Origin of the sequence: Aeromonas sp. L_1B5_3 (assembly GCF_963866575.1) — a bacterium.
GTDB lineage: Bacteria > Pseudomonadota > Gammaproteobacteria > Enterobacterales > Aeromonadaceae > Aeromonas > Aeromonas jandaei.
This window is the reverse complement of sequence record NZ_CAWMDN010000001.1, coordinates 125,902-140,786: the sequence shown is the minus strand read 5'-3', so window position 1 is coordinate 140,786 and position 14,885 is coordinate 125,902. Positions and strand designations below refer to the sequence as shown.

12 protein-coding genes are annotated in these 14,885 nt (G+C 62.7%); 8 read left to right on the top strand and 4 right to left on the bottom strand.

Annotation, left to right across the window (positions count from 1 at the left end):
- Window positions 1–219: 219 nt before the first annotated feature.
- Entirely contained in the window at window positions 220–2,331 is a 2,112-nt protein-coding gene (locus AACR93_RS00635) for an alpha-amylase (protein ID WP_043849364.1), read from the top strand.
- A 68-nt stretch (window positions 2,332–2,399) separates the two neighbouring features.
- On the opposite strand, the gene AACR93_RS00630 is transcribed toward AACR93_RS00635, so the two are convergent.
- Complete coding sequence (locus AACR93_RS00630; RefSeq protein WP_043849363.1) at window positions 2,400–3,026, bottom strand: glutathione S-transferase; 627 nt, start codon at window positions 3,024–3,026, stop codon at window positions 2,400–2,402.
- Window positions 3,027–3,194: 168 nt separating this feature from the next.
- Here AACR93_RS00630 and AACR93_RS00625 point away from each other — a divergent pair, with 168 nt between their 5' ends.
- From AACR93_RS00625 to AACR93_RS00610, 4 genes are all read left to right on the top strand, one after another.
- Complete coding sequence (locus tag AACR93_RS00625) at window positions 3,195–3,839, top strand: response regulator transcription factor (RefSeq protein ID WP_033115787.1); 645 nt, start codon at window positions 3,195–3,197, stop codon at window positions 3,837–3,839.
- Window positions 3,840–3,926: 87 nt separating this feature from the next.
- Complete coding sequence (locus AACR93_RS00620; protein ID WP_042032883.1) at window positions 3,927–4,508, top strand: TetR/AcrR family transcriptional regulator; 582 nt, start codon at window positions 3,927–3,929, stop codon at window positions 4,506–4,508.
- A 71-nt stretch (window positions 4,509–4,579) separates the two neighbouring features.
- Window positions 4,580–5,458, top strand: a complete 879-nt coding sequence (locus AACR93_RS00615) for an alpha/beta hydrolase (protein ID WP_043849362.1) — start codon at window positions 4,580–4,582, stop codon at window positions 5,456–5,458.
- A 112-nt stretch (window positions 5,459–5,570) separates the two neighbouring features.
- Entirely contained in the window at window positions 5,571–6,716 is a 1,146-nt protein-coding gene (locus AACR93_RS00610; protein WP_043849361.1) for a patatin-like phospholipase family protein, read from the top strand.
- A 6-nt stretch (window positions 6,717–6,722) separates the two neighbouring features.
- Here the strand turns inward: AACR93_RS00610 and AACR93_RS00605 are convergent, their stop codons facing one another.
- Window positions 6,723–8,675, bottom strand: a complete 1,953-nt coding sequence (locus tag AACR93_RS00605) for a monovalent cation:proton antiporter family protein (RefSeq protein ID WP_043849360.1) — start codon at window positions 8,673–8,675, stop codon at window positions 6,723–6,725.
- Window positions 8,676–8,795: 120 nt separating this feature from the next.
- Between AACR93_RS00605 and AACR93_RS00600 the strand changes: the two genes are divergently transcribed.
- The gene (locus tag AACR93_RS00600) at window positions 8,796–9,698 is read left to right on the top strand and encodes a GGDEF domain-containing protein (RefSeq protein WP_033115791.1); all 903 of its coding nucleotides are present in this window, start codon (window positions 8,796–8,798) and stop codon (window positions 9,696–9,698) included.
- A 67-nt stretch (window positions 9,699–9,765) separates the two neighbouring features.
- On the opposite strand, the gene tilS is transcribed toward AACR93_RS00600, so the two are convergent.
- Window positions 9,766–11,112 carry a tRNA lysidine(34) synthetase TilS gene (gene tilS, locus AACR93_RS00595; protein WP_043849359.1) on the bottom strand — a complete coding sequence of 449 codons (1,347 nt, stop codon included), beginning with the start codon at window positions 11,110–11,112 and terminating at the stop codon, window positions 9,766–9,768.
- A gap of 221 nt (window positions 11,113–11,333) precedes the next feature.
- Here tilS and AACR93_RS00590 point away from each other — a divergent pair, with 221 nt between their 5' ends.
- Complete coding sequence (locus AACR93_RS00590; protein WP_043849358.1) at window positions 11,334–13,367, top strand: M13 family metallopeptidase; 2,034 nt, start codon at window positions 11,334–11,336, stop codon at window positions 13,365–13,367.
- A 120-nt stretch (window positions 13,368–13,487) separates the two neighbouring features.
- Window positions 13,488–13,925, top strand: a complete 438-nt coding sequence (locus tag AACR93_RS00585) for a PliI family lysozyme inhibitor of I-type lysozyme (protein ID WP_005347855.1) — start codon at window positions 13,488–13,490, stop codon at window positions 13,923–13,925.
- 81 nt (window positions 13,926–14,006) lie between these two features.
- Here the strand turns inward: AACR93_RS00585 and pdxY are convergent, their stop codons facing one another.
- Window positions 14,007–14,870 carry a pyridoxal kinase PdxY gene (gene pdxY, locus AACR93_RS00580; protein WP_043849357.1) on the bottom strand — a complete coding sequence of 288 codons (864 nt, stop codon included), beginning with the start codon at window positions 14,868–14,870 and terminating at the stop codon, window positions 14,007–14,009.
- Window positions 14,871–14,885: the final 15 nt, after the last annotated feature.

Here is a 14,885-nt window from a genome sequence, read left to right as displayed (position 1 = left end):
GATGGCTGAAACCTCAAATGCCGGTCAACTGACCGGCATTTTTTATGGCCGCTCTTTTTATCGGCTGCGTTCCCCTGCCACTCCCCGTCACACTTTGCTCGGCTTGAAAACGTAACCATTTGAACTGATGTCACAAATCGGCATTTTGTCGATCCAAGGCTCTCTTTGCTCCTCCTAGAATGGGCCCTTATCCGAACTGCCCTGCTCAAGGAATGGCTTATGCGTTGCGCTCCCAACTTATCCCCTCTCTGGCTCGCCCTGCTTGCCAGCCCTCTGTTGATCGGTCAGGCCATGGCCGCTCCCGAGGTTCACCTCTATGTGGATGGCCAACCGGTAGCGACCCCGATCGCGCTGGACAAGGGGGCGGTCGAGCTGACCCACACCCTCACCAAGGGGAGCCACCAGATCCGCATCAGCGACGCGGGCAACAGTTGCGGTACCAGCTTCGGCCCGAGCGAAAGCAAGCCTCTCCCCTTCGGCACCGCCCAGCCCATGGACAAGTGCAGCAAGGGGCAGAGCTTTAACCTGCGAGTGATGCTGGCGGGGGATTATCAGTTCACCTTCAACCCGGATACCCCCAGCCTCAAGGTGCTGCGGGCGACCAAAAAGAGCGAGTTCAAGCGCCAGCCGCCGGAGGAGCCCTGCATCAGCTGGGATGGCGGCCCGGTCACCGTATCCCTGAAAGGAGTCTGGCCCGACGGCACCCAACTGCGGGATGCCTACTCCGGTCAGGAGAATGTGGTCAAGGGCGGCAAGCTGACCCTGACGCCGAGCAAAGAGAGCGGCGGCCTGCTGCTGCTCGAGCCGGTCAAGGCAACCAAGCCAGCGCCATTCAGCTGGGATCAGGCGAGTGTCTATTTCCTGCTGACCGACCGCTTCAACAATGGCGAGCCCGCCAATGACCACAGCTTCGGGCGCCAGAAGGATGGTCAGGATGAAGTGGCCACCTGGCACGGCGGTGACTTCAAGGGGCTGACCGAGAAACTCGACTACATCAAGCAACTCGGCATCAACGCCATCTGGATCACCCCCATGGTGGAGCAGGTGCACGGCTTCATTGGCGGCGGCGAGCAGGGCAACTTCCCCTTCTACGCCTATCACGGCTACTGGGCGCTCGACTTCACCAAAATTGACCCCAACTACGGCGACGAAGAGAGCCTCAAGACCCTGGTGGACGAGGCCCACAAGCGCGGCATGCGCATCATCCTCGACGTGGTGATGAACCACGCCGGTTACGCCACCCTCGCCGACCTGCAGGATTTGGGGCTTACCGATCTCACACAGAACACAGACAAGCTGCCGACCGTCTGGAACCAGTGGCGCCCGAGCGGTGGCCTCAACTGGAATGGCTACAACCAGTTCATCGACTACCAGTCGCCGAAGTGGGACCAGTGGTGGAGCGGCGACTGGGTGCGCGCCGGTCTGCCCGGTTATCCGCAGCCCGGCACTGACGACGTCACCGGCTCGGTGGCGGGGCTGCCGGACTTTCTGACCGAATCCACCAAGCCGGTGGGGCTGCCGCCGCTGTTGGCGGCGAAAAAAGATACCAAGGCCAAAGTGTTGCCCAACGCCACTGTGAGCGACTATCTCATCGCCTGGCACACCGACTGGGTGCGCCGCTTTGGCATCGACGGCTTTCGGGCCGATACCGTCAAACATCTGGAGCCCGAGGTCTGGGCCCGCCTCAAGCAGGCTGGCACTGCTGCTCTCAAGGAGTGGAAGGTCGCCAACCCGACCAAGAAGCTCGACGACCTGCCCTTCTACATGGTGGGTGAGGTGTGGGATCACGGGGTGGCCAAGGATTTCTGGTATCAGAACGGCTTCGATTCGCTGATCAACTTCGACTACCAGCGCGAGTTCGCCCTGCCCCAGGCCCAGTGTCTGGCCAGTGCCGAGCCCACCTATGCCAGCTACGCCAGTCGCATCAATCAGGACCCCGAGTTCAACGTGCTGAGCTACATCAGCTCCCACGACACCAAGCTGTTCTTCGGCGACTATCAGGACGTGCCACTGCAGCGCCGGGTTGCCAGCAGCTTTATGCTGCTGCCGGGCGGTATCCAGATCTACTACGGCGATGAATCCGGCCGTGGGCTAGCCAAGGATGGCGGCGTGTTCGATCAGGCACTGCGCTCGGACATGAACTGGCAGGAGCTGGCCGGCGGCGACAAGGCCGAACTGGTCAAGCACTGGCAGCGGCTCGGCCAGTTCCGTGCCGCCCACCCGGCGGTGGCAGCGGGCAGCCACAAGAAGCTGGCCGACAGCCCCTATGCCTTCGTGCGGGAGAAGGGGGATGACAAGGTGGTCATCGTGTTCGCCGGCCGGGAAAAATAGAGGCGAAGAGGCTGAGAAAACAAGAGAGGGGAGCCAGTGGCTCCCCTCTCTTTTGCACGTCTATCGGCTTACTGCGTCTGGCGTACAGCCGCTGGCCACTGCAGGCGCGCTTTGACCAGGGTCTCCTGCCACAACGGCCAGGCCAGCAGTGCCTGCTGATAGACCCCCGCCTGACCGGGCAACTGGATACCGTAGCTGGCCAGCCGATAGGCCATCACCGCATAGAAGGCGTCGACAATGCCCGCCTCGCCAAAGTAGAAGGGGCCCCGCGCCTGCGACCAGATCTCCTGCAAACGGGCCAGTTCGCCCACCGCCTCAACCGGCGGCTCGCTGCGGGTGGGAGCACCAAGAAAGAAGGGCAACAGAGTGCGGATCTGGCGAAAACCGGCGTGCAGCTCGGCGCAGAGGCTGCGAGCCAATGCCCGCTCGGCCTGAGATGCGGGATAGAGTTGGCGATCGGGGCACAGCTCGTGAACATATTCGGCGATAGCCAGCGAGTCGTGTACCCGCACGCCATCATGTTCGAGCCAGGGCACCAGCCCGGCCGGCGCCACCCGCTTGAGCCGCACCAACGACTTGGCATCTTCCAGATCGAACACCTGCTCCTGCCATGTCAGGCCGCTCATGGCCAGCACCAGTGCCGCCCGCATCGCCCAGGTGGAGCCCGTGCCCACCGTCAATACCAGAACTCCCATCTTTGCCTCCTGCAGGGACTTGCGCTTTACGCCCCGTCTGCCTCTTGGCACGACATCCGGCGCCCGCTTCACATTTGCGCACAGGCAGGTTTGACCCTCCCGATGAGCGATGCTAGTTTGATTTTTCAAAACAATCAGTTAGCAACCATGTGAGCCATTAACTGAGATATGGACAGCCAATTTACCATCGTCATCGCAGATGACCACCCCCTGTTTCGGGGCGCCCTCTATCAAGCGGTGCACATGGCCATCAACGATGCCCATCTGCTGGAAGCGGACTCCATCGACAGCCTTACCCACCTCCTCGGCGAGCATCCGGAGGTCGACCTGCTGCTGCTCGATCTCAAGATGCCGGGCGCCAACGGCTTTGAAGGGCTGGCTCACCTGCGCGGCCAGTATCCCGACCTGCCGGTCGTGGTGGTATCTGCCTCGGAAGATCCCGCCATCATCCAGCAGGTGTTGCGCCTTGGCGCACTCGGCTTCATCCCCAAATCGGCGCCGATGAAGGAGCTGGTCACCGCCCTCAATACGGTGATCGGGGGCGATAACTGGGTGCCGGAGGGGATCTCGCTCCATCCCGAATCGGAAGATGGCCCCGATTTCGCCAGCAAGCTGGCCAGCCTTACCCCCCAGCAGTACAAGGTGCTGATCATGCTGCGCGATGGCAGCCTCAACAAGCAGATTGCCTGGGAGCTCAACGTCTCAGAAGCCACCATCAAGGCCCATATCACGGCGATTTTCCGCAAACTGGGGGTCAAAAACCGTACTCAGGCAGTCATCGCGTTGCAGCAGATGGATATCAAGGAGGGTTGAGCCCTCCCATCCAGCCCGCCACTTATCTGCCGCTCGACAAATAGCACGATCGTACTTTATGCTGCCACCAGCCATGAGGAGATCGTGATGAGCAAGGGGCGCCTGACCCGGGAAAACATTTTGCAGACAGCCTTCGAGCAGGCGAGCCAGCAAGGGCTGGAGAGCCTCACCATCGGCTCGCTTGCCAATGCCTGCGAGATGTCCAAAAGCGGCCTGTTCGCCCACTTCCACTCTCGCGACAATCTGCAGATCGCCGTGCTGGAGTACGCTGCCGAAGTGTTTCGGGAGCGGGTGATCCAGCCAGTGCGCCAGCAGGAACATCAGAACCAGCACGACAAGCTGATCGCCCTGTTGCAGGCCTGGCTGGCCTGGAACCAGAGCTTTGCCGGACGCTGCATGTTTCTCGATGCCTGGACTTCGGCGCAGGAGGGTGAGGTGCAGCAGGCCGCCCGCCAGCTGGTGCGCTTCTGGCTCGACTATCTGGCTCGTCAGGTCGCACAGGGACAGCTGGAGGGGGAGTGGCGCGAGGGGATGGATCCCTGGCGTGCCGTCTACCGCCTCTATGGCCTCTATCTGGCAGATCAGGTGTTCAACGCCCTCAATCTGTGTCAGGATCCGGCCCGCCACTTCTGGCCCGAAGTGGAAGATCTGCTCGCCAGCTGGCGCTGATCTCCTGGCAATCCTTTTTTAAAACCGACAAAAAAGCACGACCGTTCGCACATAAAAACCACAGGATGACCATGAGCAGCAAGATCTACTTCAACACCCGCCGCTTCAGCCCGAGCAAATGGCTGCTGGGGATCGGCACCCGATTGCACCATACCCTGGCACCCGGCCATGCCAAGCGCACCGCCAGCAAGTTGCTGCTGACCCCCCAGCGCAACCAGCGGGACAACGCAGCGCCAGCCGGTCTGGTCAAGCAGGCCGTCCATACCAGCGAAGGGACGCTGATGAGCTACCGGCTCGGTCAGGGGCCGCTCTGGCTGCTGATGCACGGCTGGTCAGGCAGTGCCAGCCAGTTCTATCCGCTGATGAGCCATATCGCCGCACAGGGTTTTACGGCAATAGCCTACGATCACCCGGCCCACGGCCACAGCGCCGGTCATACCGGCCACCTGCCTCGCTTCGTGCGCGCCTTCGACGAGTTGACCGCCCGGCTGGCAACGGAAGTGGGCCCTGTCCATGGGGTTATCGCCCACAGTATGGGGGGCGCCGTCACCCTCTCCAGCCGCCAGCAGCATCTTGACGGGCTGCCGCTGCTGCTCATCTCGCCAGTGCTCGACTATGTGCCCCAGCTCTACGGCATGGTGGCACGCTCCGGCTACTCCATCCGGCTGTTCGATGCGGTGGTCAAGGAGATTGAACAGGAGTATCAGCACCCATTGAGCACGGTCGATCCACTGGGTCGCCTTGCCAGCCGCAGTGGTGATGCCATCATAGTGCATGACGAAGAGGACAGATTCGCCCCCCATAGCGACTCCCTGCGGGCCAGCCAGGATGGGCATACCCGGCTGGTAAGCACCCGGGGTCTGGGCCACGGTCGCATTCTTGCCAGTGCGCCGGTATTCGCCGCCTTCGATCAGCTGGCACGACCGGAAAATCCTCTCCGGGCCCTTTGACCGGGGGTCATGAAAAAAACGGGCAAGCGCCCGTTTTTATATTTGATACAGCGCCTTATAGTTAATTTGTCAGTGGGAGCATCCTTGTCAGAACCCTATAAGGCGCCAGCATATGGCCAGACCCAATACAGCGTTGTTGCTCACCGGAGGCGGAGCGCGCGCCGCCTATCAGGTCGGTGCCCTCAAAGCCGTGGCGGAGCTCTATCCGCGCAATCTCGGCATCCCCTTTCCCATTCTGTGCGGCACCTCGGCCGGGGCCATCAACGTCACCGCGCTCGCCTGCTACGCCTCCAGCTTTCATCTGGGGGTGCGCAAGCTGGAGTGGGTCTGGCGCCGCTTCGAAACCCACCACATCTTCGATTTTCACCCGGGGCGCCTGCTGTGGCGACTGATGTACGAAGGCTCGGCCGGCCTCATCAATCCTGACACCAACCATGCCTTTCATCTGTTTGACAACGCGCCGCTGCGCCGCCTGCTGGATCAGCTCATCGACTATCACCGCATCGATGACAACATCCTCTACGGCAGTCTGGAGGCGCTCGCCATCACGGCATCCGATTACGACGACGGTCTCTCCACCACCTTCTTTCAGGGGCGGGCCGACCACCATCCCTGGGAGCGAGCCAGACGGCGCGGGGTGCGCACCCTGCTCACCTCGGATCATCTGCTCGCCTCCTCGGCGCTCCCCTTTGTCTTTCCGGCGACCCATATCGGCGACAAGTTCTACGGCGACGGCTCCATCCATCAGCTGAGCCCGCTCAGCCCCGCCATCCATCTGGGGGCGGAGCGGATCCTGCTGATCACGCTCGATCCGCCGGCACACTCGGCACCCACTCACCACCACGGCCACCTCACCAGCTCCAATATCGCCAGCCATCTGCTCGATACCGTCTTTACCGACACCCTCAACTCCGATCTGGAGCGGCTGTGGCGCATCAACCAGACTCTGGACCTTATTCCTGAGCGGGAGCGCAATCGCCTCAAGCTGAAGCGGGTGGAGACCTGCGTGCTCAAGCCAAGCGAAGACCTCGATGCCATCGCGCTGGCCTATCTGCGCAAGCTGCCGGTGCAGTTGCGCCGCCTGTTGCGCGTGTTGGGGGTGAAGGGGGATGAGACCAGCAGTCTGGCCAGCTTTTTGATGTTTTATCCGGGCTACTGCCAGCAGCTGATCAAGCTGGGCTATCGGGACACCCTGAGGGAGCAGGCCAGGGTGATCGACTTTCTCGGCATCGAGCCTCAGCCGAGGGAGAGAGAGTAACCCTTCTCAACGCCCCTCCAGCAGGCGCTGCTCCGCCTGCTCGATGGCGACCGCGGTACCAAACAGGATCAGCCGATCACCAGCCTGCAGGGTCAGCTCATCCCGAGGCTCCAGCATCTGCTCGCCACGCTGAACCTCCTTGATCCTCACCTCATCCAGCGGCAGCTCCCGCACTTCGCGCCCCACCGCCCACGCCTGATCATGCAGCATCAATGGGTGGAGGCGCTCCAGCAGCTGATCAGCTTCCAGATTGTTGGCGCTCTGATCCCCCCAGTAGAAACCGTGCAGAAAGCGGTACTGGCTGCTGCGCTCATGCTCCATGCGCCGGATCACCCGCCCGAGGGGAATGTCGCAATTGACCAGTAGATGGGAGACCAGCATCAGGGCTCCCTCCTGGGATTCCGGGATCACCTCAAACGCCCCCGCCTGCTTGTACTGCTCGAGAAAGCTGTCATCCCGGGTACGTACCAGCACCTTGAGCTCCCCCGCCAGTTCGCGGATCAACGCCAGCATCGCCTCCACCCGCTTGCGATCGTCGAAGGTGATGATCACCAGCCGGGCCCGCAACAGACCGGCCGCCAGCAGGATGTCGCGCCGGCTGGCATCGCCAAAGGCCACCTGCTCCCCTGCCTGCTTGGCCTCGCTCACCCGCTCGGGGTCAAGGTCGAGCGCCAGAAACGGGATCTCCTCGAGCTTGAGAAAACGGGCACAGGTCTGTCCCGCCCGGCCAAACCCGGCGATGATGACGTGCTGGCTCTTGCTGAGCCCCGACTGGGCGACTTCGGAACGGGTCAACAGCGCCGGATCAGTCAGACTGCGGGCCAGCGAGTGGGCCTGAGTAACCAGCCAGGGGGTCATGGCAATGGAGATGATGCCGATGCCGATCAACCGGGAGACCAGTTGCGGATCCAGCAGACCGTGGTGGAGTGCCAGCGCCAGCAGCACAAAGCCGAACTCCCCCACCTGGCTCAACATGATGCCGGCCGCCATGCTGTCGCGCTTGCGCTCTCCCATCAGCCGGCCGGCCAGCAGCACCAGCAGGGATTTGCAGAGCACCAGCACCACCACGCAGAGCAACACCTGCCACCAGGCCTGTGCCACCAGCACCCAGTCCATGTTCATCCCAATGGTGATGAAAAAGAGCCCCATCAGCACATCGCGAAAGGGCTTGATGTCCACCTCAAGCTGATGGCGATAGTGGGACTCCCCCAGCATCATCCCCGCCAGAAAAGCCCCCAGCGCCATCGAGAGACCGAGCGAATAGGTCATGAAAGCGGCCAGCAACGCCACCAGCAGGGCGCTCAGCACGAACAGTTCGTCGGAGCGGGCCCGCGCCACCTCGTGAAACAGCAGCGGCAACAGCCACTTGCCCACCGCCAGCAGGCTCAAGAGGGCAAAGCTCCCCTTGAGAATCGCCCAGGCGATCTCGGCAGCCAGCGCGCTGCCCTGCACCTGTGGCTCGGCCAGAATGGGGATCATCACCAGCAGGGGCACCACCGCCAGATCCTGAAACAGCAGCACACTCACCCCCAACTGGGCACGACGGGTGTGGAGCTGCTTCTGCTCGCCCAACTGCTTGATCACCACCGCCGTCGAGGAGAGCGCCAACGTGCCCCCCACCACCAGCGCCTGCGCCAGGCTCAGCCCCAGATGCCAGCCAAACCAGAAGAAGAGCAGCGAGGTGAGCAGCACCTGCAAGCCGCCTACTCCCAACACCAGATAGCGCATCGCCAGCAGCTTGGGGAGGGAGAACTCCAGCCCCAGCGAGAACATCAGAAAGACGATCCCGAGCTCGGCGATGGTCTGCATGATCGACTGGCCGGTGATCACCGCCAGTCCGTGCGGGCCCAGAAGTACGCCGGCAATCAGGTAGGCGAGGATCACCGGCAAGCCGAAGCGTCGGAAAATTGCCACCAGCAGGACGGCGGCGAAGAGCAGGATCAGCAGGTCTGTGTACAAATTTTCCCCTCCTTTTTATCAACTTAAGTCTAGTCAGCCGATCCTTGGCTCAGGAAACATATATTGGGCATGCCAATTGCAGGTGAAGGGGAGCAGTCAAGTGGTTACAGGTGGAAGACCATGGAAAACAGATCGTCACTCAATGGCTTTAGCCATGGCATCGAGCAGTGGGTTCGCCAGATGGAGCGGCTCACGCCCTTGCCCAGCGTAGAACGCAATCAGTTGCTGGAGCAGTTGCTGGGGCAGCACGAGCTCGGCGGCCTGCTGACAACTTTTGCCGATCGAGCGGCAAAAATTGTCAGGATCCACAGTCTCTATATGGACGGTAGCCACCCCCATGTACTGATCCAGCACCCGCCGATGGCCACCCTCAACCTGCACAGCTACCTGTTCGAGCTGCGCGGCCAGCATGAGCAGCTGCTCGGCCAACTCCACTACGAGCTGGAACACCCGCTGAGCGGCAGCCAGCAGCGGGTGCTGCTGCAGTACCATCAGCTGCTCAGCCTGTTGCTGCCCCTCTACATGCGGCTGGAAAAACTGGATCAGCAGGTGCGCCTCGATCACCTGACCGGCCTTGGCAACCGCTCCTATTTTGACGAAGCCATTGGCCGCGCCATCGAGCAGCACAGCCGCGAGCCCCATGGTCTGGTGCTGGTGTTGCTGGATCTCGACCGCTTCAAGCAGATCAACGACACCTGGGGCCACCCGGTCGGGGATCTGGTACTGAGCCGCTTCGCCCAGCTGCTCAAGGGGTGCATCCGCAGTACGGATCAGGCCTTCCGGCTCGGGGGGGATGAGTTCGCCCTGCTGCTGCAACCGGCCGAACCCGAAGCCTGGCGTCCGGTCTGGCTGCGCCTGCAGCACATGCTGATGACCAACAAGGAGCTCAGCACCTTCTCGGTCGGTTGCAGTCTGGGGGCCGCCAGCTGGCAATCAGGCGTCAGTGTACAAGCTCTTTACGAGGCGGCAGACAGCCACCTCTATGCCCGCAAAAAAGCCGGCAAAGCCGGCCTCGCGGAATAACCGGGTACTCTTCTTTGCTCCGGCACATGCAAGCCATGTGACCGGAGCCCTTTTTTCACTCCGATTCCTACTCAGGCAACAGCAACCCCTCTTGCGTTGGCAACCATTGGCATGAGAGCCCCCCCTGCTCTGCCATAAATCCGTCGCAGACAAAAAGCCCGACCACAGCCGCCACCTGCTCGCCATAGTAGAGGATAGGGATCCGCCCCCGCTGCCACGAAGGAACGCCGTACTCCTGCAACAGCTTCTTCAAGCGGCGACTGCCACCACGTCCCACCGGCTTCAGCATGGCGCCCGGCACCACGCCAAAGCGTACCGACAGAGGCTCCTGTGGCCGGGGCAAACGCAGCAACCCCTCTCCCGCTTTTTCCATACGCACCACCAGTTCACCCAACCCATCCGGCAGGGTCAGCGGCTCGCCCGGCGTCAACGGCAACACCTGATGACAAGGTTGCAGATCCGGGGCGACCAGATAGAGGCGCTCCTGAAAACGGCGGCAACTCAGGCCACCCCAGTTGAGCTGCGGATTGGCATCGGGCCGCGCCAGCGCCACCTCCTGCCACAACCGGGCAAGCTGTTCGCGCGATGGCATCTCCCCTCCCTGACGGCGGATCCAGTAGCGCAGCAGGTTGTTGCGCCGGGTCGACGAGAGAGCGTGCAGCGGGCCGATATGGAGCGCATCCCCTTCGCCGGCCAGCAGCCAGTCGCTCTCGGCCAGTTCGTCCAGCAGCGCCTCCTGCTCGGCGCACAGCGCCATGCTGCGGACGGCAGTACGGGCAATGGCAGGCCAGCGCGCCTTGAGCTGGGGGATAAGCTGCTGGCGCAGAAAATTGCGGTCATAGCTCACATCCTGATTGCTCTCATCCTCGACCCAACCATAAGGCAGGGTAGCGGCAACCTCGGCCAGTTCGGCCCGGCTGATATCGAGCAGCGGCCGCAGCAGCAGACCGCCAGCAAAGGGCTGGCTTGGCAAGATACCGGCGAGACCGCGCAGACCGGCGCCGCGCTTGAGGGCCAGCAGCAGAGTCTCCAGCTGATCGTCCTGATGGTGGGCAGTGAGCAGCCACTCCCCCTCCGTCATGTGCGCCACCAGCCGCTGGTAGCGGGCGGTGCGTGCCTGCGCCTCCAGACTCTCGCCATTTCCGCGGGCAAGGGTTACCCGCTCGACCATGAGCGGCACCGCCAGCTGCTGACAGACCGACTCGCAGTGAGCCACCCACTCGTCGGCATGGGAGCTGAGACCGTGGTGCACGTGCAGCGCCCGAAGCGGCAAGCCGTGCTCACGGGCAAACTGCGCCGCCAGCGCCAGCAGCAGGGTGGAGTCGAGGCCACCGCTGAAGGCCACCAGCAGGCGAGTGGAACCTTCCGGTTCTGGCAGAGTCTGACAAAAGCGAGAATAAAGATGAGAAATCATAGGCTTCCCCAAAACGGACCGGCCGATCTTAGCAGAGTCGCGGCTGGCAAGCTGCACTGTGGCGACTCGAGGCTCGTTCGGGATCACTCGTCCTGACGACGCCGCTTGCGCCGGCACGGCAACCCACCCTAGAGTAGGGCTCGCCTGTGCAGACCCGAAAGTCACCAGTTCAGAAGAGGCGCAGGCAGGGAAGCAAACAACCCGATGTGGAATCAGATCCCATGAACAACAAGAAAAGCATTCTGGCCGGCCTTATCGGGCTGGCCCTGTTGGCTGGTTGCAGCCAGGCGCCCGAGAGCGCGCCGAAACACTCCGGACTGGCGCTGGCCAATATGGATACCCGGGTCAAACCCGGTGATGACTTCTTCCGCTACGTCAACGGCAAGTGGCTCGCCACCGCCAAGATCCCCGATGATCGCCCCGCCGACGGCGCCTTCTACATGCTGCGGGACAAATCCCTCGCCGATGTGCGGGTACTGGTCGAGGGGCTGGCCCATCAGCAAGCCGCCACCGGCACGCCGACCCAGCAGATCCGCGATCTCTACGCCAGTTATCTGGATCAGGCTGGCCGCGACGCCAAGGGGCTCACCCCGCTGGCACCGGCGCTAGCCGACATCGACCGGATCGGTGATCAGGCGGCACTGGCCCGCGCCTTTGCCCAAAGTGGCCGCATGGGCGGCGGCGCACCGTTCGGCATCTGGATCGATGCCGATGCCAAGGCGCCGGATCGCTATGCGGTCTACCTCTATCAGGGCGGGCTGGGGCTGCCGGATCGCGATTACTATCTCAAGCAGGATCCCGACAGTCAGGCGCTGCGCCAGAAGTACCAGCAACATATCGCCGCCATGCTGAGCCGCCTCGGTGAGTCTGACCCGAGCGGCAAGGCCAAGCGGATTCTGGCCCTCGAAACCCGGCTCGCCACCATCCAGTGGGACAACGTCGCGCTGCGGGATCGGGAGAAGAACTACAACAAACGCCCCGCCAGCGAGCTGGCACGCCTTGCCCCTCACCTCGACTGGCAGGCCTATCTCGATGCGGCCGGCATTGCCGCCCAGCCGGATCTCGTCATCGGTCAGCCGACCTATCTGAGCGCGCTGGATCAGGTTGTGGCCCAGACCCCCATTGCCGACTGGCAGGCCTACCTCAAGTGGCAACTGCTGACCGACTACGCCCCCTATCTCGACAGCGAGACCGACCGGGCCAACTTTGCCTTCTACGGCACCACGTTGAGCGGCACGCCCAAGCAGCGGGCCAGCTGGGAGCGTGGACTGGGGGTGCTGAACGATCATCTCGGTGAGGCGGTTGGCCAGCTCTATGTGGCCCGCTACTTCCCGCCTGCGGCCAAGGAGCGGATGGAGCAGCTGGTGGAGAACCTGCGCACCGCCTATCGCCAGAGCATTGAAGAGCTCGACTGGATGTCGCCGGAGACCAAGACCCAGGCGCTCGAGAAGCTGGCCAAGTTCCGACCCAAGATCGGCTATCCGGACAAGTGGAAGGATTACAGCGCCATCGCCATCAAACCGGATGATCTGGTGGGCAACCTGCAGCGCTCGCAGGCCTTCGAATATGCCGACAATCTGGCTCGCCTCGGCAAGCCGGTCGATCGGGACGAGTGGCACATGTCGCCGCAGACGGTGAACGCCTACTACAACCCGAGCAACAACGAGATCGTCTTCCCGGCGGCCATTTTGCAGCCCCCCTTCTTCGACATGACAGCGGATGACGCAGTCAACTACGGCGCCATCGGCGGGGTGATCGGCCACGAGATGGGCCACGGTTTTGATGATCAGGGGGCCAAATCCGATGGCGACGGCATGATGCGCGACTGGTGGACACCGCAGGATCTCAAGGAGTTCCGCTTCCGCACCAGCCGGCTGGTGGCCCAGTACAACCGCTTCGAGCCCATCAACGGTCAGTTCGTCAACGGCCAGTTCACTCTGGGCGAGAACATCGGCGATCTGGGCGGCCTCACCATCGCCCACAAGGCCTACGAGCTGTCGCTGGATGGCAAGGAGGCGCCGGTGCTGGATGGCTTCACCGGCGAGCAGCGCTTCTTCCTCGGCTGGGCGCAGGTGTGGAAAGGGATGTATCGTCCCGAACTGATGCAGATGTTGCTGCGCTCCGACCCCCACTCGCCGCCCGAGTACCGGGTCAACGGCGTGGTGCCGAACATTCCCGCCTTCTACGAGGCATTCAACATCCAGCCGGGGGACAAGCTCTATCTGCCGCCCCAGAAACGGGTGAAGATCTGGTAATGCACGCCTCTTGTGAGGCATAACAGAGGGGCGGATGCCATGTGTCGGCACCGCCCAATCTCCATACGTTGACGTCAGTGAACGGCCCTGCCGCTCACCGCAGTAACAAGGGTAACACCTATGAAAACCTTGCTGATGACACTCGGTCTGCTCACTCTGCCCTTGACCGGCCAGGCAGCGGAGAGCTTCTTCAAACAGCTGACACTCCCCTCCGGTCAGGTGATCACGGTGGCTGAAGGACGCGGCGAACCCGCCTCCATCGGCAGCTACGATGTGCGCCTCTACTCCGGCGCCAATCCACAGTTCCCGCTGGATCAGTTCATCGACGGCAAGGTGCTGCCGCGCGATGGCTCCATCAAGGAGCTGAAATTGCTGGATCTCAACGGTGACAAGCAGCCCGAGCTGGTGGTCATCATGGAGAGCGCCGGCAGCGGCAGCTACCTGAGTGCCGACGCCTTTACCATCAGTGCGCAGGAGGGGCTCGACACCTTCAACCATGTCGAGGGACTCGGCCCCAAGGAGGATGTGATCGAGGCGCTCAAGGATCCCAAGGATTAAGGCGCGACAGCCCCACATCCTTCAGAAATAGAAAAAGCCCTGACCAGCAGGGCTTTTTTGTATCCAGAATCGGCGACGCTGCTACTCAAGGCGAGTGGCCCGGGTACGCACCAGCGGCAACGCCATTTCGTGCTGGGCCGCCACCAGTTGCAGCTCGTAGGCCCCCGTCAGCCAGGTGCGAGCCAGCACCGCATCGACACTGGCGTTAGTGCGCTCGAACGCCACCACCGGAGTGAAACCGGCCAGCAGATTGGCCAGCATGGTGGCGCTTAGCAGATCCCCGACCCCGATGGGGTGGCGGGCAAAAGGGTAGAGCGGGCGCGAGAGGTGAAATGCCCCCTCCTCGCACACCAGCAGCATCTCGAAACGGTCCATGGCAAAGCCGGCTTTGCCCAGATGTTTCACCAGCACCATCTTGACCCCCTGCTCGCGCAGCTGCTGGCACGCCGCCAGCGCCTGTGAGACATTGCCGATATCGCGACCGGTCAGCTGCTCCAGCTCCAGCAGGTTGGGGGCCAGCAGGTCGGCACGGGGCACGGCCCGTTCCCGAAAAAAGTCGGTGACGCCGGGCGCCACTATGCACCCCTTGTCCGGGTGACCCATCACGGGATCGCAGAAGTAGAGGGCACCGGGATTGCACGCCTTGAGCCGGGCCACCGCCGCCAGGATCTCCTCCCCCTGCTCGGCCGAGCCGAGATAGCCGCTGAGCAGCGCATCGCACCGGGCCAGCACGCCAATCTCCGCCAGCCCATCCACCAGCTGGGCGATATGGCCCGCCGGCATCACCATCCCCTGCCACCCCTCACTGTACTGGGTGTGGTTGGAGAACTGCACCGTGTTCATCGGCCACACCTCGATGCCGAGGCGACGCATGGGAAAGACGGCGGCACTGTTGCCGGCACAGCCAAAGACCACATGGGATTGAATGGAGAGCACTCGCTTCATGATGACTCACGCAAG